This is a genomic window from Streptomyces sp. NPDC059452 (genome assembly GCF_042750035.1).
In the GTDB taxonomy this organism is placed as follows: Bacteria; Actinomycetota; Actinomycetes; order Streptomycetales; family Streptomycetaceae; genus Streptomyces.
The window spans coordinates 228104-252870 of record NZ_JBHYVE010000008.1 but is presented as its reverse complement, the minus strand read 5'-3'; the positions used below and the strand labels follow the sequence as shown (position 1 = coordinate 252870).

Sequence of the window (24767 nt, the reverse complement as noted above, 5' to 3'; positions counted from 1 at the left end):
ATCGTAGGGCGGACAGCGGGCAGGGGTCGAACGGCCCCTGCCCGCTTGACCAGAGGGGGGCAGGCCCATGGCATGGGACGAGTGGGAACAACTGAAGGCAGCCGCGGCGGAGAAGCACAGCACCCGATTACAGCTGAACGGGATCCCACCCGAGGACACTCCCGGGACCGGGGACCTGAAGGTCAACCAGACCGATCTGGCGGCGGTCGGCAACAGCGCCTTCAAGCTGTACGAAAGGCTCTGGGACAAGGGACGTGTCGCCCTGCCCGGCAGCGACCGGGCGGCAACCGACCTCAGAGGTCAGGGATTCGAGCTCGGATCGGCGCTTCGGCATGTCTCGAAGCGCTGGAGCAAGCAGCTCAGGAGCCTGACGGACGCTTGTGCGCACATCTCGAACCATCTTGATTTCACCAAGAACGCGCACCAGGGCGACGAGTACGACATCAAGCACCAGTTGAGCAGCATCACCATGCTCGACAAGGGGTTCGACGACGACTACGCCCCCAAGGGCAAGCGGAACGAGGCGGACAACTGATGAACTTCGAAACGCTGCGCTTCGCCCGGTTCGGTCTGCTCGACCAGGCCATCACCGACTGGTCGACGTTGGTGTCCCACCTCGGGGAGTTGAAGAGGGACGCCAATGACGGGTTACGGAAGCAGGCGAACAAGGCGGACTGGGCAGGCGTCAACGCCACGGTCACCAAGGGATTCATCGGCAAGACCGCCCACGAGTTCTCCGACGCCCACAAGCAGGCCACGTCCTTACGCAACATCCTCAAGGACACACGGGACGAACTGCGCACCTTCCACACCAAGCTCGACGACATACTCGAACGGGCCCGCAAGCAGGACCTCACAGTCACCGCCACCGGAGGCGGTGGCTTCATGGTTTCCGCGGCCGTACGCCCTCCCTACGTCGCCACGGAAGACCATTTCGTCCAGAACAACCGCCACCAGGACGTCACGGCGATCCGCGACGAGATCCAGGCGGTTCTGGAGAAGGCCACCGATGTCGATCACACCGCCTCGGTGGCGCTCAAGGCCCTCGTGGACCAGGCGGACATCGGCTTCACCGGAGCGATGTACAAGGACCGGGACTCGGCAGCCAGGGCCATCGCGAAGGGGGACCGGCTGGCCGCGCTGGCGAAGAAGGACCCGGACGACATCTCGGTCAAGGAGTTCGATGAGCTGAACGCGGGGCTCAAGGAGTTCTCGGGTGACGAACTCTTCGCCGCCCGCTTCGCGGAGAAGCTCGGGGCCCGGGGAACGCTGGAGTTCTGGGCCGGCCTGAACGCCCCCCTCAGCTCCGACCTCCTCCGGGCGCGCGCCACCGATCTGGACGACCTCCAGGAGAACCTGAGCCTGACCCTGGCCACAGCCAGCCAGAGCGACACCCGGGGCATGAAGGACTGGAAGAGCGAGATGGTGGACCTGGGAAGCCGTCCCGTCTCGGGTTCCTCCGGGCCGCTGGGCTTCCAGGTGATGAGCAACCTCATGCGCTGGGGGAACTACGACGACAAGTTCCTCCAGGACTACGGCAGCGCACTGATCAGGACCGAAAAGGAACTCACGGACAACGGGCGCGACAAGGCGTGGCGGCAGGAGGGGATGGACGGCCTCCTGAACCGCACCGGTACGGACGCGGGGCGTGACCCGTTCACCGGCTTCATGAAGGCCTTGGCCAACAGCCCTGACGCGGCAACCGCGTTCTTCGGCGAGACCTTCGTGACGAAGGACGAGGACCACGAATTCGTGGAGGACGCGGACGGAAACGGCCGTAACGAGCGGCGTGAACTCAGCAACTTCGAGTACCTCTTCGAAGAGCGGGACTGGCCGAAGGAGCTGAACAGCAAGGGCGACGACAGCGTCACCGGCCCGAACGCCATGGCGTTGGCCCTGGAAGCGGCCACGACCGGCCACCCGGCGGGCGAAGCCCCCACCATCGACACACCGCCCCACAGCGCACAGCAGGCCAAGCTCATGGAGGCCCTTGTCGCCTCGATCTCGGACGACCCCGAGCGCCTGACCAAGCGTGGCTACATGTCCGACAGCATCGGGCAGATCACCTCCGAGTACCTGCCGGACATCAACAGGGCCACGGCCGATGCCGACGAAGGGAGCAAGAGCATCCCGAAGCTCTTCCCGATCGCAGGCACACCCGCCGACCTCTCACATACGGACGTGACGCGCCTGCTGATCTCCCTGGGACAGAACCCGGAGGGCTACAGCGCGGTGGAAGTGGCCCAGAAGTGGTACCTGGGCAAGCTCATGGAGTACCACCTGGACCCAACTCTCCCTGACGACCAGAAGTACCCGCACCCGGCGGAGGACACCGTCAAGGAGATCGCACGCCGCTCCGGCGAGGTCGGCGGGAGCCTGGCCATCGGGCGCCAGGAAGGGGTGCTGGGGGAGGCGAACGAGGCCGACGGCGACTTCGAGCACGCCGTGAACCAGAAGAAGGGCCTGATCTCGGGAACCGTCGGGACAGCCGTCGGCGTCGGCACCAGCTTCATTGCCAGCCCTGCCGTCGGCGCCGGGGTGGGGGGAGCTGTGGGGGTGGCGAGCAATGCGGTGCTGGAACAGCTTTTCAAGGATTCCGAGCCGGAGAAGCTGTCAGCGGCGGGGAAGTCCGTTGGAGATCTCTGGGAAGACAGCACGAGAAAGAACATACAACTGGCCAGGATCGCAGCAGAAGAAGCAGCGAAAGAATACAACTCACCGCATCCCGAAAGATTCGAGGAGTGGGCACGCGAAGGAACCAGAGACGGATTCAACGACGCATCTACATCAGCCCGTCAAATGGCGGACGATCTGGAGACAGAGATTCCCGGAAAGTAGAAAAGACCAGAGGAGGGAACAGGAGTGCGCACCCTGAATCTCAAAATTCCCGACAGAGAAAAAGGAGAGACGGATCCCTTCATGCGAGTGCCGAGCAAAGGATATCTCGCCGAGCAAAGGTTAATCCGTCACACCATCCTTCCGCTATGCGGAGTTATGATTCTGGGGTTTTTCGGGTCTGCTTGCTCAAGCACCGAAAAATCGTTCACGACGCCAAAATCGCTCTGCGGAACACCCATTTCACCTAAGCTCCTGACCCCCTTGCTCGGGCCAGGGAAGAAGCTCTCCATGACCTCAACCAACGATACAAAGGGGTTCAAGACCTGCCGCATAAACGTCGACGGAAAGGCGGCCTTGTCGATCAGCTCCCAGTGGGAGAACAAAGAGAAGTCCCTGCGCGATGTAGCCGCATACGCCTACAACAACGTGGACCCGGGCGATCAAGTTTCGGGCGACGGGATGTACATATACTCGGACACCGGGGCCATCGGTCACGTCGTCTGCACCGAACCCCCGACAGCCAGCGAACGGGTTTTCGCTTTCATCAGGGTCTCGGATGCGGGAAAGCCCGACGAATCGGCTCTGGCCAAACTGATCCGAACCTACTCAGAATCGATCAAGGATTCCGAGCACTGCAAGAACGAAAAGGACTGGGTTCCCGAGCCAGACAGAACATGGCAGTGATCACCCCTCCCCGATTTCTGTCAGCATGGCGGAAGTTCACCGAAGACGGTATGACGCATTCGAGCCTGAGGAAAATGTTTCGGACCCCAGGCACTGGAGTGGGAGGGTATCAATCCGATGGTCGTGTTCACCTTCGTACTGGCTGGCCTGGTGGTTGCCATGGGATGCATCAAGGCGGACCGGGTTCGCTCCTGGCGCCGCGCCCTGAATCCGTCAGCGCCCGAACTTCCTGACGCCGCGTTCACCGTCGGCCGCATCGTCCTCTTCGGGATGGCAGGGCTCTGCCTCTACTCGGCGTTCCAGTTCATGGCCGTTACCGCCAATGCGGAATGGAGCGATGAGGAGCTGGCCAGCGCGGTCAGCCAGTCCGTGGCGGAGATGAACGGCATGTCCGGTTTCGGAAATCTCGACGGCAGCGAAGATGACTTCGACGACGAGAATTCCAGAATGATCAAGGACGAGCTCATCGAGAACGGAGGCGGTGGTGCTCCGCAGTCCGGTGTGGCAGCCACGCCCTCAGAGGCGAACAAGCCTTCCAGGGCCAGCTACACGGTGACTGCCTACGGGGCCTCAGCGGCCTTCTGCGTGCAGGTTGAACGCGTCAGGGACAAGGATGACGCCCAGGTCATACCTGGTGGACTCGGCCGCGAGGGGTCAGGGGGCCTTCCCAGGCACACGTACACGGTGAAGCATCATAAGGGTGAGTGCTGAGCCCCACTTCCGTCGGCACGGTTCCGTCCCACGGCGCTCTGCCCAGGCCCCACCACTCTCTTGGGGCGTCGGGACGCACTCAGGGTGGACACCTCCCGCGCGTGTCCACCCTGATGTGCTGTTGCTTGCAGCCTGCTTCCTCGGCTGTCGGCTTCCGACAGGACCGGCCAGACCGGCCAGACCGGCCGCCGGATCAGCCGGGTCGGCTAGAGGAAGTTCGCAGCGGCCCGCTTGTCGCCGCTGCGGTAGGCGACACCCGCTTCGCGCACGGCGCTGGAGATCTGGAAGAGGTTCTGCTTGATGGCCGTCGCGTCCGCGTCCCACCTCTTCTGTGCCGCGCGGTAGGCCGACTTGGCTTCGCCCTCCCACAGTTCCGAGACCGATTCGATCATGCCCTTGATCTCGGTGAGGTCCTGGTCGAGCCGCTTCGCCTGAGCTTCGATCGCAGAAGCAGCCAGTTCGAGGCTGGAATAAGTGACGACCGTCGTACCGTCGTTGGCAGGCATGTGGTCCTCCTTCTCTGTCGAGTTACGGAATGCCGGTCAGAATTTGTTCAGGTTCGACACGCGGGCCGTGGCCTCGGCGTCGCCCGAGTAGCCCTCGACGACGTCGACGCCCATGAGGGCCGCCTTGATCTCGTCCTCGGTGTTGCCCGAGATGGTCCGGGCGGCCTTGATGGCCTCCTGGAAGCGCAGCAGCTCCTTGCCGATGCTGACAATGCGCCGGTTGATCTCTGCCTGCTTGACGTTGTACTGCCCGGCCCCGATGCCCTGCCAGGCGCCTTCCAGGCTGTCGATCGTGGCGTTGAGCTGACTGAGCTGGCCCTTCACGGAGTCGAACCTCTCGGTGAGGGCGTTCTCCAGGCCGATTAGGGCTGATTCTGAGACCTTCTGGTCTGCTGCCATGGCTTTCCTTTCCGTTCAGTTGATTCTGCGGAACCGACGTGGCTCGCCGGCTGGTCTGGGTGAGGAACGTGCGGTCAGGCCGCGCCGCGTCTGCGGACGACGGCGAAGACCACTCCTCCGAGGACGGCCACGGCTGCGATACCGCCGAGGATCAGGCCCGTCGGTGCACCGTCGCCCGACGCCTTGGCGACATCGCCCGTAGCGACGGTTTCATCGGTCTCGTCGCCCTTTTGGTCCTCGCTGCGGGCGGGCTGCGGGGAGGCGGGGGCGGAGGGAGTTGAGGGGGAGGGCGGGGGCGAAGTCGGGGCCGCGTCCGTCCGCTTCTTGGTGAGCGGGCTGATGTCGGGGTCTCCCGGGTCGCCCTTGCCCTTCAGAAGATTCATCGAGGGGCGGATCAAGCCGTGGCCGAGGAAGGCGCTGCGGTCGCCCTTCTTCCAGTCCCGCCCAGCCGTGTCGAAGAGCACGTTGAGTACCTGGTTCGCGGTCCAGTCAGGGTTGGCAGACCAGACGAGAGCTGCGGAGGCGGAGGCGATGGCGGTGGCGGAGCTAGTTCCGCCAGCTCCGTTGCAGTACTTCCGGAAAGAATTATCACACCACAGCGGAATTTCTTGTCCGGGAGCAGCAATATCCACCGTCCCTGAGCTCTGCGAGTATTCCGCAACCTGGCCATTCTCATCCGCAGACGCGACACCCACCACCTGGTCGTATGCCGCCGGATACTCCCTCTTGTTACTCCCGTCTCCATCATTTCCAGCCGCAGCGAAGAACAACTTTCCCTTACTTTCAGCATACTTGACCGCCGCACGCTGACCGCTTGAAGAATACGGGCTCGAGAAGGACATACTGATGATCTTTGCGTCACTGTCGGCGGCAGCTCTAATGGCGTCTTCGGCATCCCTGGCATTAACGGAATGCTTGTTCTGGAACTCCGTATTACTGATACGCATAGGGATGATCTTCACACCTGGAGCGAGCCCCTTGAGGCCTCCACCGGCTCCCGTGCCAGCAATGAGCTCCGCCATATTCGTGCCGTGCCCGTTGTAGTCGTCGTTCTCATCGCCGGCGACACCAGTGGCGTCGAATCCCTTGAGGACCTGCCCTTTCAAGGAAGGAGTATTCGGGTTGACGCCCGTGTCGATGACAGCAACTTTGATGCCTTCGCCCTTTGCGACTTTCCACATTTCCTCAGCCTGCATCGCGCTGAGGTACCACTGCTCTGACTGCACGTCCGCCGCTGCGGCAGGCTGCGCCCCAGCCGCAAAGAGCACGCTCCACGAAGCAGCCACTGTCAGTGCGCCGAGCGCACGCCAGCGCACACGCTTCTGGGGCCGACCCATTCCTGCTGTCATCCCGACTTCCGAACCTTCCCTGGGGCTTCTACTCGACCACCGGCGGCACAGGTCCGCGCCGTCGGACCGCCCACGTCTCTTCGTCTTCCGTCAGGTAGTCCGGACGAGTCGACCCGGTGCTCTCCTCGTCCTTCCGGTCAGATTTCCGTCGACCGGCAGGACCACGGACGAGGCCTGCACCACCAGAAGTGAAGCCCTTGGAACCGGCTCCCGATGCTCCTCGGGGGGCACCGAGCACTCCGTTGGCGGCCGAAGCGACAGCACCGCGCTGCGCCGGGCGCCCAGCAGATGCCCCTGTCTGCGACGCCCCCGGGCCACCGATCACTGTTCCTGGGGAACCCCCTCGAGCCCCACCAACCCCGGACGACGGTCCGGAAACAGCCCGCTGCGGCGTTCCGCCCACAATTCCGTTGCCCTGACCCGTACGAGAGCTGCCCGGTGCGGCTGTGCCGCCCTGGGCAGCCACGGGGCGGCCGCCCGTTACTCCGGACTGGCCTGCCACGGGCGGCTGCGTACCGCCGATGGAACGCCCGGTTGCCGAGGGGCCGCCACCACTCATCGGGCTCGGCCGCCCGACAGGCGCGCCGACGGCACCCCTGGCGGTGGCACTTCCACCCGGCGAGGACGTCCTGCCCAGACCTCCACCACCGTTGCCCACAGGCCTGGGTGCACCCGATGTTCCCGGGAACCGCGGCGAACCGGCCGGGACCGGGCTTCCGAAGCTGGGAGCCATGGACGGTTGGGGGCCTCCGACCGTTCCCGGCCCACTCGTATTCGGCTGGGTGGGGGTGATACCGGTGAGCGCAGTGGGAGCGGTAGGAGTCGCGACACTATTGATCTCCGTCGCGATGCTCCTGTCCAGCACAGGTGCCGGGCCTAGAACCTCGGATGAGGGGCGTCCGCCGGAGGCGCCCACAGTGTCAGGCCCTCCCGTGGCCGCACGCACCGACTGGCCTGGAGCCGCAACGCCTCCCAGGCCAACTGCAGCCGTGGATGAGCTTTCGGGACGGGGCCCCACCTTTTCCCCCGTCGGCAAGGGCATGTCGATGCCAAGCCCTTTGTCGAACCTCGGCGGCTCCTGCGCCGCCAGCCTCTCCTCCGAGACCGCGTAGAACGACGCCAGCCGGTTGATCTGGTTGATGGCCTCTTGGCGGTTCTTCTCCACCTTGACCGCGGCGTCGTACTCCGGGTTGCCCTCAACTCTGTTCAGGAGGTCGACCTCGTCCGGCTTCTTGCGTACCGGACGAGAGTCACGCGGCGGCATGGCGGAGCGTACCGACGCCAGACCGGTGCCTGCGACCGTGATCTGCGTGCCGGCTGCGTCCGCGAAGTCTCCGAGCTTCATGGCGTGGGTGACCAGTCCCTCGCCCCACTTGCGGAACGCGTCGCCGGACTCACCCTGCCAGTCGACCTCGGCGAGGTGCTCCTTCAGCTCCCCCGCCGCCTTCCGGATGGCGTTCCTGGCATCCCAGAGCGACTCGCCCGCGCTTTCCAGATCCGCGGGGTTGGAGTTCTCCACCAGGTCGATCATGGTGTTGAGCTGGTGTCCCTCGAAGGAGGTACGGCCTCCGGGAGAAAGCTTACCCAGCGCTCCGAAAATTCCGAAGTCTCCGGGAAAGGTGATCTTTCTGGCCCCATGAGCCACGTCGCTGAGGTGCACCTGGGCATTGACGCGCTGCTCGTCCTGCTCCCGCTGTTCCGCAGGAGTCAGTTCAGGCTGCTTCTCGTCGCTCATTCCGCTCCCCACCCGCGGTCGACCCGGCCTTCGCGGTTGTCTGCCTCGGGCTTGCCGCCCTTCTCGCGTTCCCGGTCCATCCGCGTCTGGATCTCGTGAAAGCGTCGCCGGGTGTCGTCATCCACGTTGTCGAAGCCCACCGCCGCCGCATGCACGCCCAGGCTCAGGTACTCGATCTGCTCGCCCAGCGACCTGGAGAGCGAGACCAGGGCCTTGTGGACGCGGTTGTACTGCGTATAGAGGCCGTCCGCCTCGGCGAAGCAGGCGTTCGAGCCGCTCAGGGACGTGCGCGACACCGTCTGGGCCGCCACCTTCGTCCTGCTGGCCGGTGAACCCTCGAAGTCCGCGAGCAGCTTGTCCACGCTCTTCTTGAAGGTCTCCAGCGCTCCTACGCCACGCCTGAGGTCTTCCGTCACGGCCACCACCGCCTGGGATCGGTCCCCATGCCGTCCTCCCCGTTCTGCATCCCCGTTTGCTCGGATCGTTCTGCGTTGCTATCGCACTGACGCGATCCGAGCCCATCTCATCGCTGCAACTCTAGTCACTGTGTGGCGCCGGGCCAATTGGCTTCCCGGCCACGTGACTTGTCTCATGCGTCAGCCGCCGCCCGCCAGCCGCCTGGTGCGACGCCTCATGTCCCGTACGGCTACTGACGCCCCGGCGATCGCGGCCACCAGGACACCGCCGCCCACGACGACGTACGTCGCCAGGCGGGCGTTGCGTTCGTCGGCCGTTTCGCCCAGGTGGAGTTGGGCCGGGGTCGGGGCTTCGCCTTTGCTCATGCCCTCGTTCGCGACCGGGCGCTCGATGGGCTTCTCGTCCTCGGTCAGCGCGCGGACCGGGTCGATGACGCCCCAGCCCACATGGCGGTCGTGGCCTGCCACGGAGCGCTCCGCCGTCTGCTGGATCTGGGCGACGATCTGCTGCCGCGTCCAGTCGGGGTGCTTGGCCCTGATGAGCGCGGCGACCCCGGCGACGTACGGGGCGGAGAAGCTGGTGCCGTTGTCGGCGCAGTGGCCGCCGTCGGGGACGGTGGAGATCATGTCCACGCCGGGGGCGGCGATGCCGACGAAGTCGCCGGTCTGGGAGAAGTACGCGCGTTCGTTGTTCCGGTCGGAGGAGGCGACGGCGAGGACCCCCTCGTACGAGGCGGGGTAGGTCTTCTTCACGTTGCCGTCCCCGCCGTCGTTGCCCGCCGAGGCGACGACCACGACGTCGTTGGCCAGGGCGTGGTCGACCGCCCGTCGCAGCTTCTCGGACGGCGCGACCGCGTCGGCGGTGTCCTGGGAGATGTTGATGACGCGGGCCTTCGCCTTGTCGACCGCGTGGTGGATCGCGGTGGCCAGGGACTCCGCCGTGCCGTTGCCGTCGGCGTCGTTCTGCTGGATCGGGATGATCGTCGCGTCCGGGGCGAGGCCGGTGAAGCCCGTGCCCTTCGCCGGGCGCGCGGCGATGATCCCGGCGACCTTGGTGCCGTGGCCCACCTCGTCCGTGGTGCCGTTCTCCTTGCCGCGCTTCACCTTCCGGCCGTCCTCGGTCTTGAGGTCCTTCGGCAGCAGGTTGATGCCCGCCTTGGCGTCCACGGCGGGGGTCAGCTGGGGGTTCTTCACGTCGACGCCGGTGTCGATGACGGCCACCCGTACCCCCTTCCCGGTGGACTGCTTCCACAGCTCGTCCATCAGGACGCGCTGCAACGACCAGGGGCGGCCGGGGTACTTCTTCGAGGGGAACGTGCACTGGGTGGAGTCGGCCGCGGCGGCCGTGGGGGCCGGGAGGGTGACGAGGAGGACCCCGGCCGCCGCCGCGGCCGTCAGGAGGCGGCGGGTCGATGTCATCCTCACGAGGCGGCGGGTCGATGTCATCCTCACGAGGCGGCGGGTCGGCGAAGTCGTGTTCGAGAGGCGCCGGGTCGGCGAAGTCGTGGCCGCAGGCATGGTCGTCGTGGGGGGCGTCATGCTCCCTCGGCTCCTCACGAGCCCTGCGGCTGGCGCGCCGCGCCCGTGGAGAGGCGCGGTCCCGTCGGCAGGAAGGAGGACCAGACGGCCGGGACCGGGATCGGGTCGATGTCCTTGTAGCCGAGGCGGGTCTGGGCCTGCTGGGCCTCCTGCTGCCGGTCCTGGCGCTCCTTCTCCGAGCCGGACTCGCCGATGCCCGAGTCGTCCTGCCCGCTGTCGCTGTTGGACTGCATCGCGTAGCGCAGTCCGGTGTCGGTGACCAGGAAGAGGAAGCCGGCGTCGGTCTTGGATGCCTGGAACTGGCGGAAGAACAGACCCGATCCGGGGGTGACGTAGGCGCTGGAGGAGCCGGTGGGGAGCGTCGCCGGGAAGCCCGTACCGGCCCAGGTGGAGAGGGTGGTGGAGCCGTTGTCGGCGTCGACGTCGCGCAGGACGTTGCACACGGTGTTCCGGCTTTCCTTCTTGACGTCCGGGGAGTTGACGGGCTTCGGCTCGTGGACGGGCCAGTCCAGTTCCGCGCCGAACGCCCGGCCCGGCGAGAACGAGGCGGCGCTCACGGGCTTCACCCGGCCGGCCTGGCCGAGCGTCTGGAGGTCCCGGCTGCTGAGCAGGAGCTTGGCGATGAAGTCCGATACGGGGGCGACCCTGTCGGGCAGGACGACGTAACTCTGGGTCCTGGTTCCGGCTGTGGCGGCCAGGACCATGCCGACCCGGCTCGCGTCGGTGTCCAGGGTGCCCGGTACGTTCGCGGGGTCGCCCGGCTTTCCTTCCAGGGACGGGAAGTTGATCCGGTCCCCCTGGTGCAGCGTCTTCAGCCAGTCGGCGGAGACCCGCTGGGGCGTGCGGTTCTGGTCGACCAGGGTGCGCAGCAGCAGTTCGTCCTCGGGGACCGGGTAGGCCTTGCCCGTGGCGCCCACGAGGTAGCGGGTCCGGTCGGGCCCCTGGACGTACATCATCTCGCCGCCGCGCAGCTTCCCCTTGCCCTCGGTCTTCCCCTGCTCGCGCTCGGCGAAGAGGAAGGCCGCCTTCTGGATGGCCCGGCGGCCCTCACCGGGCTGTTCGCAGACGGCCCAGCGCTTGGCGGATCCGGCGTCCTTGGGGTCGGGCAGCCGGTCGGGGGCGTACGGGATGCCGAGGGTGGCGCCGTGCGGGATCTTGCCGTTGTCCAGGACCGATTCGTCGACGTTGACGACCTTGCCCTTGCCCTGGGCGAGCAGGAGCTTGGCCGAGGACATGTTCAGGACGGGGTGGAGCTGCTTCTTGCCGTCGGTCGTCAGCACCACATAACGGGTGGTGGACTCACTGGCGATGATGACGTTCTCGTGGGGCTTGTCCCACTCCTGGGGGGCCACCGGTTTGAACATGCCCCAGGCGCCGAATCCGGCGAGGATGACGACACCGATGATCGCTCCCGGCAAAACCGCGCGCAGGGGGCGCGGTGCGCCTTCCTCGGAGCCGCTCGGGTGGGGTTGCAGGAACTGTGCGATCAACCTCCGCTTCGCAAAGGTGTAGGCGTTGAGTTCATCCCGCCGTGATGCCATGTGTCCCCTGCCCCCTTCTCCCCAGTGCGTCGACCAGGGTGCCACACGCACCGTCAGCCCCTGGTGTCGCACCGGGCCCCTACTATGCCCCCAGGGGCTCGGCCCCCACTGCTCAGGTAGGGTGACCACCCGGTCAACACCCGTGCGGAAAACGGTGAATACGGGACACGAGGGGGCAACGCGGCTATGGGTGCAGCTACGCGCGAGCGTACCGGGCGGTCCGGCCGCCGAACCCCCGGGCCTTCCCGTCGGCAACGCAGCAACGAGCCGGCCGCGACCGCCCCCGCCACCACGTCGAACGCCCCCTCGCCGGGCGCCCCCGCGGCCACCACCCTGCGCGCGCTCGCGGGGACGGGCCGGGGCCGGCCCCTGCTGCGGCAGCTCGTGATCGTCGAGGCCGCGCTCGCGGTGGCCGTGGTGGGTGCTGCGCTCGGCGGTGCGTGGCTGGTGCCCGCCGGGGTGCTGGTGGTCCTGCTGGTGCTGCTCGCGGTCGTACGCCGTCGGGGCCGGGCGCTCCAGGACTGGCTGGCCACGGCCCTCACGCTCAAGGCCCGGCGCCGCACCGCCGCCGCACCGGCCGCCGACGTGGAGCCGATGCTGGCCCCGGTCGCGGAGAACGTGCCGGGCTTCGGCCCCCATATCCATGTGGACCGCGACCACCGCACGGTGGGCATGCTCGGGGACGGCACCTTCCTCACCGCCGCGGTACGGGTGGAGGCGAGCGGCGAGGCCCTGCGGCCCGCGTCCGGCGCCCGTTCGCTCCCGCTGTCGCTGCTCGGCGATGCCCTCCAGGTCGACGACATCGTCCTGGAATCGGCGCAGTTGGTGCAGCAGGTACGGGCCGCCCCCGCTCCGCATCTGCCGCAGCAGTCGGTGGCCCGCCTCAGTTACGCGCCCCTCCAGGATCAGACCGGGGCCCCCGCGCTCCGGATGACCTGGGTGGCGGTGAAGCTGGACCCCGAGCTGTGCCGGGAGGCCATCGAGGCGCGCGGCGGCGGGATCGAGGGGGCCCAGCGCTGCCTGGTGCGGGTCGCGGACCATGTGGCGAGCCGGATCACGGGGGCCGGGTTCCGGGCCGTGGTGCTGGACCAGGAGGAGCTGAACTCGGCCGTCGCCACCTCCGCCTGCGCCAACCCCCTGCTGTCGGGCCGCGCGGGACGCCCGGACGCCGCACCGCAGCGGCGCACGATGGAGACCTCGCGGGTCTGGCGGTGCGACGACCGGTGGCACACCACGTACGCGGTGGACCGCTGGCCCGAGTTGGGCCGGGGGGCGACGCCGCTCCCGCAGCTGGTCGCGCTGCTGACGTCGGTCCCCGCGTACGCGACGACGTTCAGCCTGACCGTGCGGCGCGGTTCGCGGCAGGGGGCGACGAGTGTGACCGGCCATGTCCGGGTGACCGGCGGGTCCGACACCGAACTGGTCGGCGTACGAAGGACGTTGGAGCAGGCCGCCCGGCACGCCAAGGTGGGGCTGGCGCGGCTGGACCGCGAACAGCTGCCGGGTGTGCTGGCGACGCTCCCGCTGGGAGGGGCCCAGTGACGATCGCATCGAGGAGGAACCGGGCCGTGGGGCGAGGCGTGACGGAGCGCACCGGGGCCAGGCGCGGGCTGCTCGGCCCCCGCCACGCGGGCCACTCGGTCGCCACCGACGACCTGGGCGCCCTGTCGCTCCCGGTCGGCGACGACGGCGTGATCATCGGCAACGACGCGGAGGGGCGCCCGCAGTTGATCGGGTTCCACCGCCCGGTCCCGTACGACGTCACACTGATCGGCGGGCTGTGGACCGCGCAGGTCCTGGCGCTGCGCGCCGCGGGCACGGGCGCTCGGGTGGCGGTCGAGACCGGCCGCGTCCAGGCCTGGACCACGCTGGCGCAGGCGGCGGGCGCCGGGCTGGAGTGCGTCTCCCTGTACGACGTGGGACGCGTCCCGCCGACGGGTGCGACGGTCGGCAGCCCCGTGGTGGTCGTGCGGGACTGCGGTATGCGGCCGCCGCGCGGCCGGGTGATCTCCTCCCCCTGGCAGTCCGTGCTGACCCTGCTCCCCTATCTGAGCCCCGTGGCACCCCGGCTGATGCGCTCCTCCGCGCTCGTGGGCATCCAGCGGGTCTCGCCCGACGAGGCGGAGCAGATCGGCCGGATCCTGGGGCTCGCCCGGGCCGAGACCGAGGCGCTGCCGACCCTGGCGGACGGCGTGACGCTCTGGGTGGCGGGCCGTGAGCACCACTGGGTGATGACGAGCGCGACGGACGCGGAGACCGGTCTGCTGGGGACAGCTCGCCGGATGGACTGATCCTCTCCCGTTCGTACGACATGGCCCCCTCTCATTGGGGACCATGGACCAGGCAACGACACAGTTCGATCGAAAGGGACGCCGGCATGGGCACCCAGCAGGAAAAGGACGAGCTCTACGCTCTCGACATCTCCGATGTGAAGTGGCTGAGCGCGCCCGGGACCGAGGACGTCGAGGAGCGCGTCGAGATCGCGCATCTGCCGGGGGGCGCGGTGGCCATGCGCTCCTCCCTGGACCCGGACACCGTCCTGCGGTACACGGAGGCGGAGTGGCGGGCGTTCGTCCTCGGCGCCCGCGATGGTGAGTTCGACCTCAAGTAGGCGCCGTACGCGGTACGAGGGTGGCTGCCCGGTCGGGCCGCCACCCTTCTCCGTGTCCGTGGATGACCCGAATTGACCGCATCGCCCTTCCGCTTCTGCCGTACTCGGTTCGCCGAGGAGCGGTACGTGACCCGGGGGTGTCCTTTGCCGTGCGATACGGCCTGCCTGAGTTCGCCCCATGGCGATTAGGGTGGGTGGGGGCGCGGCAGAAGAACCTGCGAGCGGGTTGTGCGCGTCGCAAGGGGGAGAGCCGGGCGGACCGGGCCCATAAGAACGACCGGGCCCATGGGAACGACCGCCCCCACCCACCACGGCACAAGGGTGCTCGACCACACCAGGAGGCATAGTGAACAGCGATCGGGACGAGATCCGCGGCGGATGGGACACGCCCGTCGACGAGTCGTCCGACGCGGATCCCGCCGAGATGACGGGTGAGTTCACCATCGACTACACCCCTCCCGCCTGGTACACGCAGAACGCGGCGGGCGACTCGTCGGGGGGAGCGGGCTCCCAGCTGGCGCCGCCTCCGCCGCCGCACGGGGCCCCCGTCTCCGTACCGGGGCAGCCGTCCGCGGGCGGCTTCGACCCGAACTGGGCCCCGACGCCGTCGTCTGCGACGCCCGCCGAGCCCGAGGCGCCGGTCGGGCCGGTCGTTCCCGGTGCTCCGGCTGCCCCCGCCCCCGTTCCCGCCTCCGCCTCCGCCGAGGGGGACTCGGGGACGTTCGGGGGTGGCGATGTGGAGAGCGGCGCCACGATGCGCTTCTCCCCTGCCGCCCTCAAGCGGGAGATCGCCGAGCGCGAGGCGGAGGCTTCGGGTGCGGAGCCGGGCTCGGACGCTTCCGGTGCGGACTCGGGTTCCGGCCGGTCCGGTACGGAGTCGGGTTCGGGCGTCTCCCGTACGGAGTCGGGGGCCACGGCCGCCGACGACGGTACGGGCACAGGTTCCGCCACCGCCGCCGAGGAGAGCGCAGAGAACGGCTCGGGCGCGGACGCGGGTGACGCGGCGGACTCCGGGAAGCCGGGTGACGCGGACACCTCCGAGAAGGTGCCCGCCGCCGACGGCGACACGGACAGCGAACCGGCCACCGGCACCGGGGCGGGCACCGAGACCCCCGCCGTCCCGCAGAACGCCGCTTCCCACGATGCTCCGGCAGCCCCTGCCGCACCGCCCGCCGCGCCCGGCCCGCAGACCTCAGCGGCACCGGTGCCGTGGTCCGCGCCCGCCGAGGGCAGCGCGCTTCCGCCGTTGCCGCCCGCCTTCCAGCCGGCCGCTCCGCAGCCCACCGCACCGCAGCCCGCAGGCCAGTGGCCCGCCCCGGTGCCGCCCAACGAGGCCCCCGGCGGCTACGGCTTCCCGCAGACGGCCCAGCAGCCACAGGGGCCCCAGCCGCCCCACGCACCGCAACAGCAGCACCAGCAGTTCCCCGGCCAAGGCGCACAGGGCGTACAAGGCACGCCGGGCGCACCCCTGCCGCCGCAGGCCCACCCCCAAGCCCCCCAGGGCGCGGGCGGTTATGGCTTCCCGCCGCAGCAACTGCCCCCGCAGGGCGCGCAAGGGGGGTACGGCTTCCCGCAGGCGCACCCGCCGTACGACCCGAACGCACCCCACCAGCAGCCCACCCCCAACCTCCCCGCCCCGGCCGCTCCCCAGCCCCCGGAGCCGTACCAGCAGCCAGGTCAGCACCAGGGGCAGCCCCAGCCGCCCCACCTCCCCGCCCAGCAGCAGCCGGGCCGGCCGGGCGCACCCGTACAGCAGGGCCAGCCGAACCCCCAGGCCCACCCCGGCCAGCAGCACCAGGGCCACCCCGTCGACCCCCGCACCGGCGGCGCCTGGCCCACCCCGGTCACCCACGACCAGCGCGAGCGTTCCGTGCCGGGCGCGCCCCTCGGGTACACGGCGGCCGTCGAGCTCTCCTCCGACCGGCTCGTCCGGGGCAAGCAGAAGGCGAAGAGCAGCCGCAACCCCTCCGCCGCCTCCCGGTTCAAGCTGGGCGGGAAGAAGGAGGAGGCCGAGCGCCAGCGCAAGCTGGACCTGATCCGTACGCCGGTCCTCTCCTGCTACCGGATCGCCGTCATCAGCCTCAAGGGCGGCGTCGGCAAGACCACGACCACGACCGCGCTGGGCTCGACCCTGGCCACCGAGCGGCAGGACAAGATCCTCGCCATCGACGCCAACCCGGACGCGGGCACGCTCGGGCGCCGGGTGCGGCGCGAGACCGGGGCCACGATCCGCGATCTGGTCCAGGCGATCCCGTACCTCAACTCGTACATGGACATCCGCCGGTTCACCTCGCAGGCCCCCTCCGGTCTGGAGATCATCGCCAACGATGTGGACCCGGCGGTCTCCACCGCGTTCAACGACGAGGACTACCGGCGCGCGATCGACGTGCTCGGCAAGCAGTACCCGATCATCCTCACCGACTCGGGCACCGGCCTCCTCTACAGCGCGATGCGCGGGGTGCTGGACCTCGCCGACCAGCTGATCATCATCTCCACGCCCTCGGTCGACGGTGCCTCCAGCGCCTCCACCACGCTGGACTGGCTCTCGGCGCACGGGTACGCGGACCTGGTGCAGCGTTCGCTCACCGTCATCTCGGGGGTCCGTGAGACCGGCAAGATGATCAAGGTCGACGACATCGTGCAGCACTTCGAGACGCGCTGCCGGGGTGTCGTGGTCGTCCCGTTCGACGAGCACCTGGCGGCGGGCGCCGAGGTCGACCTCGACATGATGAGGCCCAAGACCCGGGAGGCGTACTTCAACCTCTCGGCCCTCGTCGCGGAGGACTTCGCGCGCGCCCAGCAGCAGCAGGGGCTGTGGACGGCGGACGGCCAGAACCCGCCCCCGCAGTACGCCCCGCCGATGCCGGGCCAGCAGGGCTACCCGACCCAGGGCCAGCCGATGCCGGGCCGGCCCGGCCAGCAAGGCCAGCCGGGTCAGCAGCCCCACGCCCCGCAACAGCCCCACGCCCCCCAGCAACAACAGCCCTACCCGCCCCAGCAACCGGGCCCCGGCGGGCAGCAGCCGTACGCGCCGCAGCAGCCCGCCCCCGGCCAGCCCTACCAGCCGCCGCAGCAGCAGTCGGCCCCTCATCAGCCGGGTCAGCAGCCCTACCCCGGACAGCAGGGGCAGCCGCCGTACGGGGGATATCAAGCGGCCGGACAGCCGGGCGTTCCGCAGCAGCCCTATCCCCCGCAGCCGGCACCGGGCGGTCAGCAGAACGGGTGGCAGCAGTCGCTCCCCCCGCAGGCCCAGCCGGGCGGACCACACGCCCATTCGGGTGAACCGCAGGCCCAGCCGGTCGGCCCGCAGGCCCAGCCGGTCGGCCCGCAGACCCAGCCCGGCGGACCGCAGACCCAGCCCGGCGGACCGGCTCCGGCCGCGCCGCCGCAGGGCCTGCCCGGCGGTCCGGACAGCCCGGCGGCCCAGCCCGAGCTCCAGGGCCCGGTGCCGCCCGCGGGCTGGCAGCAGACACCTCCGCAGCCGCCGCAGGCTCCTCACCAGTAAGGCGTTAGAGGTGTAGACCAATGAGGGCCCGTACCGCTCGCGCGGTACGGGCCCTTCCGGCTGATTCCGCAGCCCACACGCTGTTTGACGGACCGTTGACGAGCCCCGCGACCGCTGATAGACCTTCGCTTCACCAGCTGGCGAACCAGAGATCAACCCGCCTTCTCAAGCGAGTGATGACGCGAGGTCCCCGTCCATGGTCACAAGAGTTCCCTCCCGCACCCCCCGGCCCGGCAGGCGTCTGCGTACCCTGCTCGCCTCGGGCGCGGCCGCCCTGGCGCTCACCGCCGGCTCCGTCGTCCCGGGAAACCCGCTCGCGCCCGCGCCCTCCGAGGCCCGCGCCGACGACGGGAGGACGACGCTCACGGTCGCCGTCGCGCAGAGCGTCGACTCGCTGAGCCCGTTCCTCGCACAGCGGCTGCTGAGCACGAGCATCCACCGGCTCATGTACGACTACCTGACCAACTACGACCCCGAGGACAACAAGGCGATCCCGGGGCTCGCCACCAAGTGGGAGCCGTCCGAGGACAAGCTGACGTGGACGTACACGATCCGGCCGGACTCGAAGTGGTCGGACGGGCAGCAGGCCACCGCCGAGGACGCGGCGTGGACGTTCAACAAGATGATGACCGACGAGGGGGCCGCCACCTCCAACGGCAGCTTCGTCGGCAACTTCGAGGAGGTGACGGCTCCGAGCAAGGACAAGCTGGTCGTCAAGCTCAAGGAGCCACAGGCCACGATGGCCGCGCTGGACGTGCCGATCGTGCCCAGGCACATCTGGGAGAAGGTCGGTGACTTCACCAAGTTCAACAACGACAAGGACTTCCCCATCGTGGGGAACGGTCCGTTCATCCTGACGGACTACAAGGTCGACAGCTATGTGAAGCTCAGGGCCAACAAGGACTTCTGGCGCGGTTCGCCCAAGTTCGACGAGCTGGTCTTCCGCTACTACAAGGACCAGGACGCGGCCGTCGCCGCCCTGCGCAAGGGCGAGGTCTCCTTCGTCGCGGGCAGCCCCAGCCTGACCCCGGCCCAGTCCGCCTCGCTGAAGACCGCCCCGGACATCAAGGTCAACGACGCCCCGGGCCGGCGCTTCTTCGCGCTCGCCGTCAACCCCGGGGCCCGTACCAAGGACGGGACGAAGTTCGGCGACGGCCACCCCTCACTGCTGGACCAGCGGGTGCGGCACGCGCTGTTCAAGGCCGTCGACCGCAAGACGATCATCGACAAGGTGTTCCAGGGCCACGCCGTCGAGGGCGAGGGGTACATCCCGCCGCGCTTCTCCGACTACTTCTGGAAGCCGTCGGCCGAGCAGAAGCTCTCCTACGACCCGGCGGCGGCCGCCGCCCTGCTGGACGAGGCCGGGTACAAGAAGAACAGCGCGGGCAAGCGCGTCGGCGAGGACGGCAAGCCGCTCGACTACCGCATCCTCTGCCACGCCACCGACCCCAACGACAAGGCGATCGGCAAGTACCTCCAGGAGTGGTGGGGCGATCTGGGCATCGGGCTGAAGGTCGACTGCCTCGACAACGTCTCCGACCCCTGGTACGCGGGTGAGTACGACCTCGCCTTCGACGGCTGGTCCGTCAACCCCGACCCCGACTTCGTCCTCTCCATCCACACCTGTGCCGCGCTTCCGACCAAGGCGAAGGAGTCGGCCACGACCGACAACTTCATCTGCGACAAGCAGTTCGACGAGCTCTACAAGAAGCAACTGGCCGAGTACGACACCGCCAAGCGGGCGGATCTCGTACGGCAACTGGAGTCGCGGCTGTACGACACCGGGTACATGAACGTCATGGCGTACCCGAATGCCGTCGAGGCCTACCGCACCGACCACATCGAGTCCATCACCACCATGCCGTCGGCCGCGGGCAACATCTACGGCCAGGACGGCTACTGGAGCTGGTGGTCGGCGGTCCCGGCCGCCGGAGCCCCCACTTCCGGTTCCTCCGGCTCCGGTGGCTCCTCCACCGGGGTGTTCGTCGGGGTCGGGATCGCCGTCGTCGTCCTCGCCGGTGGCGGACTGCTGTTCGCCATGCGTCGCCGCTCCACCGCGGAAGACCGTGAATAGTCCATGAGCTCAGAAAGCACTCCCGCGCTGCTGAAGGGCGCGGCGGGCGTGGAGAGCACCGCATCCGGCGGCCCGGCTCCGGCCGGGCCGCCGGCCCGCTCCCCGCGTTCGCGCGGTACGGCCGCCTACCTCCGCTATGCGGCGGGCAAGCTGGCCGGGGCTGCCGTCTCCCTCTTCGCCGTCCTCGTCACCAGCTTCTTCCTCTTCCGGCTGATCCCGGGTGATCCGGTCAAGCAGATGACCGGCGGCCGTCAGGTGTCGGCCGAACAGATCGCGTCGATGCGCCGCGAGTTCGGGCTCGATCTGCCGCTCTGGCAGCAGTTCACCCAGTACTGCGGCAAGGCCCTGACCGGTGACTTCGGTACGTCGTACCAGTTCCGGGCGCCCGTCATGGACAAGATCTCCGAGGCGCTGCCCGCCACCCTGCTGCTGACCGGCACCGCCTTCGTCATCTACACCCTGCTCGGCATCTGGCTCGGCGCCCGCTCCGCCTGGCGCAACGGCAGCGCCGGGGACCGCACCAGCACCGCGTTCGCGCTGACGCTGTACTCGGTGCCCTCGTTCTGGCTCGGCCTGCTCCTCATCATCACCCTGTCGGTGGGCATCGGCCCGATCCCGGGGCTCTTCCCGACCGGCGGCATGGAGTCCGGCTCCACCACTGGTTTCGACCGCGTACTCGACATCGCCCACCACATGGTGCTGCCCGTCATCACACTGGTCGCGGTGGAGTACGCGCGCACCCTGCTGGTGATGCGCTCCTCACTACTGGACGAGATGGGCAGCGACTACCTGACCACGGCCCGCGCCAAGGGGCTGCGGGACGATCTCGTACGCCGGAAGCACGCCGTGCCGAACGCGATGCTGCCGACGGTGACGCTGCTCTTCGTGAACCTCGGTACGACGGTGGCGGGGGCGATCCTGGTGGAGACGGTGTTCTCCTGGCCGGGGCTCGGCGGCCTCTTCTACCAAGCGCTGAGCGTGCCCGACCTGCCGCTGGTGCAGGCGCTGTTCTTCGTGTTCGCCTCCGCGGTGATCCTGATGAACACGCTCGCCGATGTGATCTATCCGCTGCTCGATCCCCGGGTGGGCCGATGACTGTCACGACCGACAAAGGCGAAACCGCACGGACGGACAGCCCGCGCGCCCTCGCCCGGGCCCGGCGGCGGCAGGCCGCCCTCCGCTTCTGGCGGCAGTACCGCACCCACCGCGCCGGGCTCGTCGGCCTCGCCGGGCTCGTGGTCATCGCCCTGCTGGCGCTGGCCGCCCCGCTCCTGGTGGGGGCCGACTCCAAGAGCGTGACCAACGCCCCCGGCGGCCCGATGGAGGCGCCGAGCGGTGCATTCCCGCTCGGGACGGACCAGTTCGGGCGCAGCCTGCTGGCCCTGATGCTCTGGGGAACGCGGGTGTCGCTGACGGTCGGCCTGCTGGCCGCCTTCCTCTCCGTGGCGATCGGGACCCTCATCGGGATCACGGCGGGCCACTTCAAGGGCTGGTACGCCACCGTCGTCATGCGCATCACCGACTGGTTCCTGGTGATGCCGACGCTCGTCCTGGCCATCGCCCTGGCCACGGTCCTCTCCCGGTCGATCTGGACGACGATCCTGGCGATCGGCGTGACGACCTGGCCGACCACCGCCCGGCTGGTCCGGGCGCAGACGCTGTCCGTCGAGTCCCGCCCGTACATCGAACGCTCCCGGGCGCTCGGCGGCGGACACCGGCACATCATGTCCCGCCACGTCCTGCCCAATGTGATGCCGCTGGTGCTCGCCCAGACCACGCTGGTGATCTCCACCGCCATCCTCACCGAAGCCACCCTCGCCTTCCTCGGGCTCAGCGATCCGACGGTCGTCTCCTGGGGCGGTCTGCTCCAGGACGCCCGGGAGGCGGGGGCGGTCAGCTCCGGCAACTGGTGGTACCTCGCCCCGCCCGGACTCGCCATCGCCGTGGTGGCCCTCGCCTTCACGCTCTGCGGCCGTGCCATCGAGTCCGTGCTCAACCCCAAGCTGGGGGTGTCCCGTTGACGGCCACGACCACGAGCACGCCGCCGAACCCCGATCCTTCCGCCTCCCCCGGTCTGTCGAAACCCGTCGGTGATCCGCCGCTCCTGGAGGTGCGGAACCTGACCGTCACGTACGGCAGTGGGGCCGATGCCGTCCCCGCCGTACGGGGGGTCGATCTGCGGGTGGAGGCCGGGCAGAAGCTCGGCATCGCCGGGGAGTCCGGCTGCGGAAAGTCGACCCTGGCGCTCGCGCTGCTACGGCTCCTGCCCGCGTCGGCCGGGCTCACCGGGGAGATCCTGCTCGACGGCGAGGACATCCTCACCATGAAGTGGGGGCGGCTGCGGGCGGTCCGCTGGGCGGGGGCGTCGATCGTCTTCCAGGGCGCGATGCACTCGCTGAACGCGGTGCACCGGGTCGGGGACCAGATCGCGGAGCCGATCCTGCTGCACAACACCAGGACCACTCCGGCCGCCGCCCGCCTGCGCGCGGGCGAGCTGCTGGAACAGGTGGGGCTGCCCGCCGCCCGGGCGCAGGCGTATCCGCACGAGCTGTCCGGGGGACAGCGTCAGCGCGTGATGATCGCGATGGCGCTCGCCTGCGATCCGCGCCTGATCGTGGCGGACGAGCCGACGACGGCCCTGGACGTGATGGTCCAGGCCCAGATCCTCCGGCTGATCGAGCAACTGGTGGCCGACCAGGACGTGGGGCTCATCATGATCAGCCACGACCTCGCGGTGCTGGCGGACACCTGTGACCGGCTCTCGGTGATGTACGCGGGCCGGGTCGTCGAGGAGGGCCCGGCCCGGCAGGTGTACGCGGAGGCCCGCCACCCGTACGGCCGGGCGCTCTCCGCGGCCTTCCCGAAGATCGGGGATCTCTCCTCCCGGCGCGCCCCGCGCGGCCTGCCGGGCGACCCGCCGGACCCGGCGGCGCTGCCGGGCGGCTGTACGTTCCATCCGCGCTGCCCGGTGGCGCTGGACTCCTGCGCCACGGAGGACCAGGAGCTGCGGGCGGCCGGGGGCGAGCGGCGGGCGGCCTGTGTGCTGGTGGACGCGGACGGCCCGCACCCCACGGAGACCAGGAGCACCCCATGAGCACCACCCCTCTCGTCAGCACCACGCCTCTCCTCAGCGCCGAGGCCCTGAGGATCGCCTTCCCCGGTCGGCGCGGGGCCGCCACCGCCCGTGCGGTCGACGGCGTCGATCTCGACATCGGCCCCGGCGAGATCGTGGCGCTGGTCGGTGAGTCGGGGTGCGGCAAGACGACGCTGGCCCGCTCGCTGCTCGGCCTGGTCCCGCCCACCGCCGGGCAGGTCACCTTCGCCGGAGCCCCGCTGGACTACGCGGGCCGGGCGCTGAAGGCGTACCGGAAACGCGTACAGCTGGTGCTCCAGGACCCCAGCGGCTCCCTCAACCCCCGGCACACGGTGTACGACGCGGTGGCGGAGGGGCTGCGCATCCACGGGTACGGGGGCGACGAGCGGGCGGCCGTCTCGGAAGCCCTCTCCCGGGCCGGGCTGCGACCACCGGAGCGCTTCTTCCTGCGCTACCCGCACGAGCTGTCGGGCGGCCAGCGCCAGCGCGTCGTGATCGCCGGGGCGCTGGTGCTGGAGCCGGAGCTGATCGTGGCCGACGAGCCGGTGGCCTCGCTGGACGCCTCGGTACGGGGCGAGATCCTGGCCCTCCTGCTGCGCCTCCGGGACGAGCTGGGGCTCTCGGCGCTGGTGGTCACCCATGACCTCGGGCTGGCCTGGAACATCGCGGACCGGGTGGCGGTGATGTACCTCGGCCGGATCGTCGAGACGGGCCCGGTCGAGCAACTGCTCACGGCCCCTCAGCACCCGTACACACAAGCCCTGTTGTCCGTCCTCCCGGAGGCGGAGGGCGAACCGGTCGTCCTGACCGGCGAACCCCCGGACCCCTCGAAGGTCCCCTCCGGCTGCCGCTTCCACGTCCGCTGCCAGGTACTGGCCTCCGGCGAGGCGGAGCGGGCGGGGGTGGCGGACGCGTGCCGCGGGGTGGATCTGCCGGTGCTGAACGGCGGGGCGGAGAGCCAGGTGGCGTGCCACTGGGCGGCGGCGTGCGGCGAGGGGGCCTGAGAGCACCTCCCTCCACTCAACCGCAAAGAGTTCTTCGCGAATAAGTGTTTGCGAAGAACTCTTTGCGGTCTAAGGTGTGCCACATGACAGATGAGCAGGAGAGGCCGGACGACGGCCCGGCGGTCGCAGGGGACTCGGTCGTCCTGGATGCCAAGGGGCTGCGTGCCCTCGCGCATCCGGTGCGCGTGCAGCTGGTCGGGCTGCTGCGGAAGTACGGCCCGTCGACGGCCACCCGGCTCGCGGAGCGGCTGGGTGTGAACTCCGGCACGGCCAGTTACCACCTGCGGCAGCTCGGCGCGGCCGGGTTCGTCGAGGAGGACACCGAACGCGGCAACGCGCGCGAGCGGTGGTGGCGTTCGGTGCACCGGACGTTCTGGTTCAGCGACCCGGAGCTGGCCGAGCAGGAGCCCGAGGCCGCACTGGCCTACCGGCAGTCCGTCGCCGCCATCTACAGCCTGCGCACGCAGCGGACCCTGAACGAGCTTCAGACGATGCCCCGCGCCTGGCGGAACACCTTCGACATGAGCGACTGGGCCCTGCGGCTGACGCCCGAGGAAGCCACCGCCCTGGAGCGGGAGTTGACGGAAGTCATCACGCGCTACCGGCGGGACGACCCGGAGGCGGCGGCAAGTGCCCCCGAGGGAGCCGAACGGGTCGCGGTGATCACGCAGATCCTGCCGGAACTGGATGTGCCTGCCGCGCCGTCGCCCCCTTCCGGCTCCCAGGGAGCGGAAGGAGGCCCGACGCCGTGACCCACGACG

The 24767-nt window shown here is 69.3% G+C and carries 21 protein-coding genes; 14 read left to right on the top strand and 7 right to left on the bottom strand.

The features are described 5' to 3' along the window. The first annotated feature begins 67 nt into the window (after positions 1–67). From ACFW9Z_RS14360 to ACFW9Z_RS14345, 4 genes are all read left to right on the top strand, one after another. On the top strand, positions 68–535 hold the full coding sequence (locus ACFW9Z_RS14360; protein ID WP_384639405.1) for a hypothetical protein: 468 nt from the start codon (positions 68–70) through the stop codon (positions 533–535). Next, complete coding sequence (locus ACFW9Z_RS14355) at positions 535–2838, top strand: hypothetical protein (RefSeq protein WP_384639403.1); 2304 nt, start codon at positions 535–537, stop codon at positions 2836–2838. The genes ACFW9Z_RS14360 and ACFW9Z_RS14355 overlap by 1 nt, the downstream gene beginning before the upstream one ends. 24 nt (positions 2839–2862) lie before the next feature. Then, complete coding sequence (locus ACFW9Z_RS14350; protein WP_384639400.1) at positions 2863–3522, top strand: hypothetical protein; 660 nt, start codon at positions 2863–2865, stop codon at positions 3520–3522. Positions 3523–3639: 117 nt separating this feature from the next. Continuing rightward, the gene (locus tag ACFW9Z_RS14345; RefSeq protein ID WP_384639397.1) at positions 3640–4233 is read left to right on the top strand and encodes a hypothetical protein; all 594 of its coding nucleotides are present in this window, start codon (positions 3640–3642) and stop codon (positions 4231–4233) included. A 206-nt stretch (positions 4234–4439) separates the two neighbouring features. Here the strand turns inward: ACFW9Z_RS14345 and ACFW9Z_RS14340 are convergent, their stop codons facing one another. From ACFW9Z_RS14340 to eccB, 7 genes are all read right to left on the bottom strand, one after another. Continuing rightward, positions 4440–4739, bottom strand: coding sequence for a WXG100 family type VII secretion target (locus tag ACFW9Z_RS14340; protein ID WP_384639394.1), 300 nt, complete (start codon positions 4737–4739; stop codon positions 4440–4442). Positions 4740–4775: 36 nt separating this feature from the next. Beyond that, on the bottom strand, positions 4776–5138 hold the full coding sequence (locus tag ACFW9Z_RS14335) for a WXG100 family type VII secretion target (protein ID WP_384639391.1): 363 nt from the start codon (positions 5136–5138) through the stop codon (positions 4776–4778). 74 nt (positions 5139–5212) lie between these two features. Continuing rightward, positions 5213–6487 (bottom strand): S8 family serine peptidase, encoded by a 1275-nt coding sequence (locus ACFW9Z_RS14330; RefSeq protein WP_384639388.1) that lies wholly within the window; start codon positions 6485–6487, stop codon positions 5213–5215. A gap of 28 nt (positions 6488–6515) precedes the next feature. Next, positions 6516–8222, bottom strand: a complete 1707-nt coding sequence (locus tag ACFW9Z_RS14325) for a hypothetical protein (RefSeq protein WP_384639385.1) — start codon at positions 8220–8222, stop codon at positions 6516–6518. After that, entirely contained in the window at positions 8219–8638 is a 420-nt protein-coding gene (locus ACFW9Z_RS14320; RefSeq protein ID WP_384639382.1) for a hypothetical protein, read from the bottom strand. The genes ACFW9Z_RS14325 and ACFW9Z_RS14320 overlap by 4 nt, the downstream gene beginning before the upstream one ends. Before the next feature lie 180 nt (positions 8639–8818). Beyond that, on the bottom strand, positions 8819–10057 hold the full coding sequence (gene mycP, locus ACFW9Z_RS14315) for a type VII secretion-associated serine protease mycosin (RefSeq protein WP_384639379.1): 1239 nt from the start codon (positions 10055–10057) through the stop codon (positions 8819–8821). A 134-nt stretch (positions 10058–10191) separates the two neighbouring features. After that, complete coding sequence (eccB, locus tag ACFW9Z_RS14310; RefSeq protein ID WP_384639376.1) at positions 10192–11718, bottom strand: type VII secretion protein EccB; 1527 nt, start codon at positions 11716–11718, stop codon at positions 10192–10194. 186 nt (positions 11719–11904) lie between these two features. On the opposite strand from eccB, the gene eccE reads away from it, so the two are divergent. From eccE to ACFW9Z_RS14260, 10 genes are all read left to right on the top strand, one after another. Then, positions 11905–13260 (top strand): type VII secretion protein EccE, encoded by a 1356-nt coding sequence (gene eccE / locus ACFW9Z_RS14305; RefSeq protein WP_384639373.1) that lies wholly within the window; start codon positions 11905–11907, stop codon positions 13258–13260. Between the two features lie 38 nt (positions 13261–13298). Then, positions 13299–14009, top strand: a complete 711-nt coding sequence (locus ACFW9Z_RS14300; RefSeq protein WP_384639370.1) for a hypothetical protein — start codon at positions 13299–13301, stop codon at positions 14007–14009. 86 nt (positions 14010–14095) lie between these two features. Then, a complete protein-coding gene (locus ACFW9Z_RS14295; RefSeq protein ID WP_384639367.1) occupies positions 14096–14329 on the top strand; it encodes a DUF397 domain-containing protein in 234 nt (77 codons plus the stop codon). Positions 14330–14675: 346 nt separating this feature from the next. After that, positions 14676–17834, top strand: coding sequence for an SCO5717 family growth-regulating ATPase (locus ACFW9Z_RS14290; protein WP_384639365.1), 3159 nt, complete (start codon positions 14676–14678; stop codon positions 17832–17834). A 196-nt stretch (positions 17835–18030) separates the two neighbouring features. Further along, positions 18031–19908 (top strand): ABC transporter substrate-binding protein, encoded by a 1878-nt coding sequence (locus ACFW9Z_RS14285; protein ID WP_384639363.1) that lies wholly within the window; start codon positions 18031–18033, stop codon positions 19906–19908. Between the two features lie 3 nt (positions 19909–19911). Continuing rightward, entirely contained in the window at positions 19912–21003 is a 1092-nt protein-coding gene (locus ACFW9Z_RS14280; RefSeq protein ID WP_384639360.1) for an ABC transporter permease, read from the top strand. Beyond that, positions 21000–21929: an ABC transporter permease gene (locus ACFW9Z_RS14275; protein ID WP_384639357.1), complete on the top strand. Its 930-nt coding sequence runs from the start codon at positions 21000–21002 to the stop codon at positions 21927–21929. The genes ACFW9Z_RS14280 and ACFW9Z_RS14275 overlap by 4 nt, the downstream gene beginning before the upstream one ends. Next, positions 21926–23002 (top strand): ABC transporter ATP-binding protein, encoded by a 1077-nt coding sequence (locus tag ACFW9Z_RS14270; RefSeq protein ID WP_384639355.1) that lies wholly within the window; start codon positions 21926–21928, stop codon positions 23000–23002. The genes ACFW9Z_RS14275 and ACFW9Z_RS14270 overlap by 4 nt, the downstream gene beginning before the upstream one ends. Then, positions 22999–24006 (top strand): oligopeptide/dipeptide ABC transporter ATP-binding protein, encoded by a 1008-nt coding sequence (locus ACFW9Z_RS14265; protein WP_384639353.1) that lies wholly within the window; start codon positions 22999–23001, stop codon positions 24004–24006. The genes ACFW9Z_RS14270 and ACFW9Z_RS14265 overlap by 4 nt, the downstream gene beginning before the upstream one ends. Before the next feature lie 83 nt (positions 24007–24089). Continuing rightward, positions 24090–24758 carry an ArsR/SmtB family transcription factor gene (locus ACFW9Z_RS14260; RefSeq protein ID WP_384639351.1) on the top strand — a complete coding sequence of 223 codons (669 nt, stop codon included), beginning with the start codon at positions 24090–24092 and terminating at the stop codon, positions 24756–24758. The last annotated feature ends 9 nt before the right edge of the window (positions 24759–24767 follow it).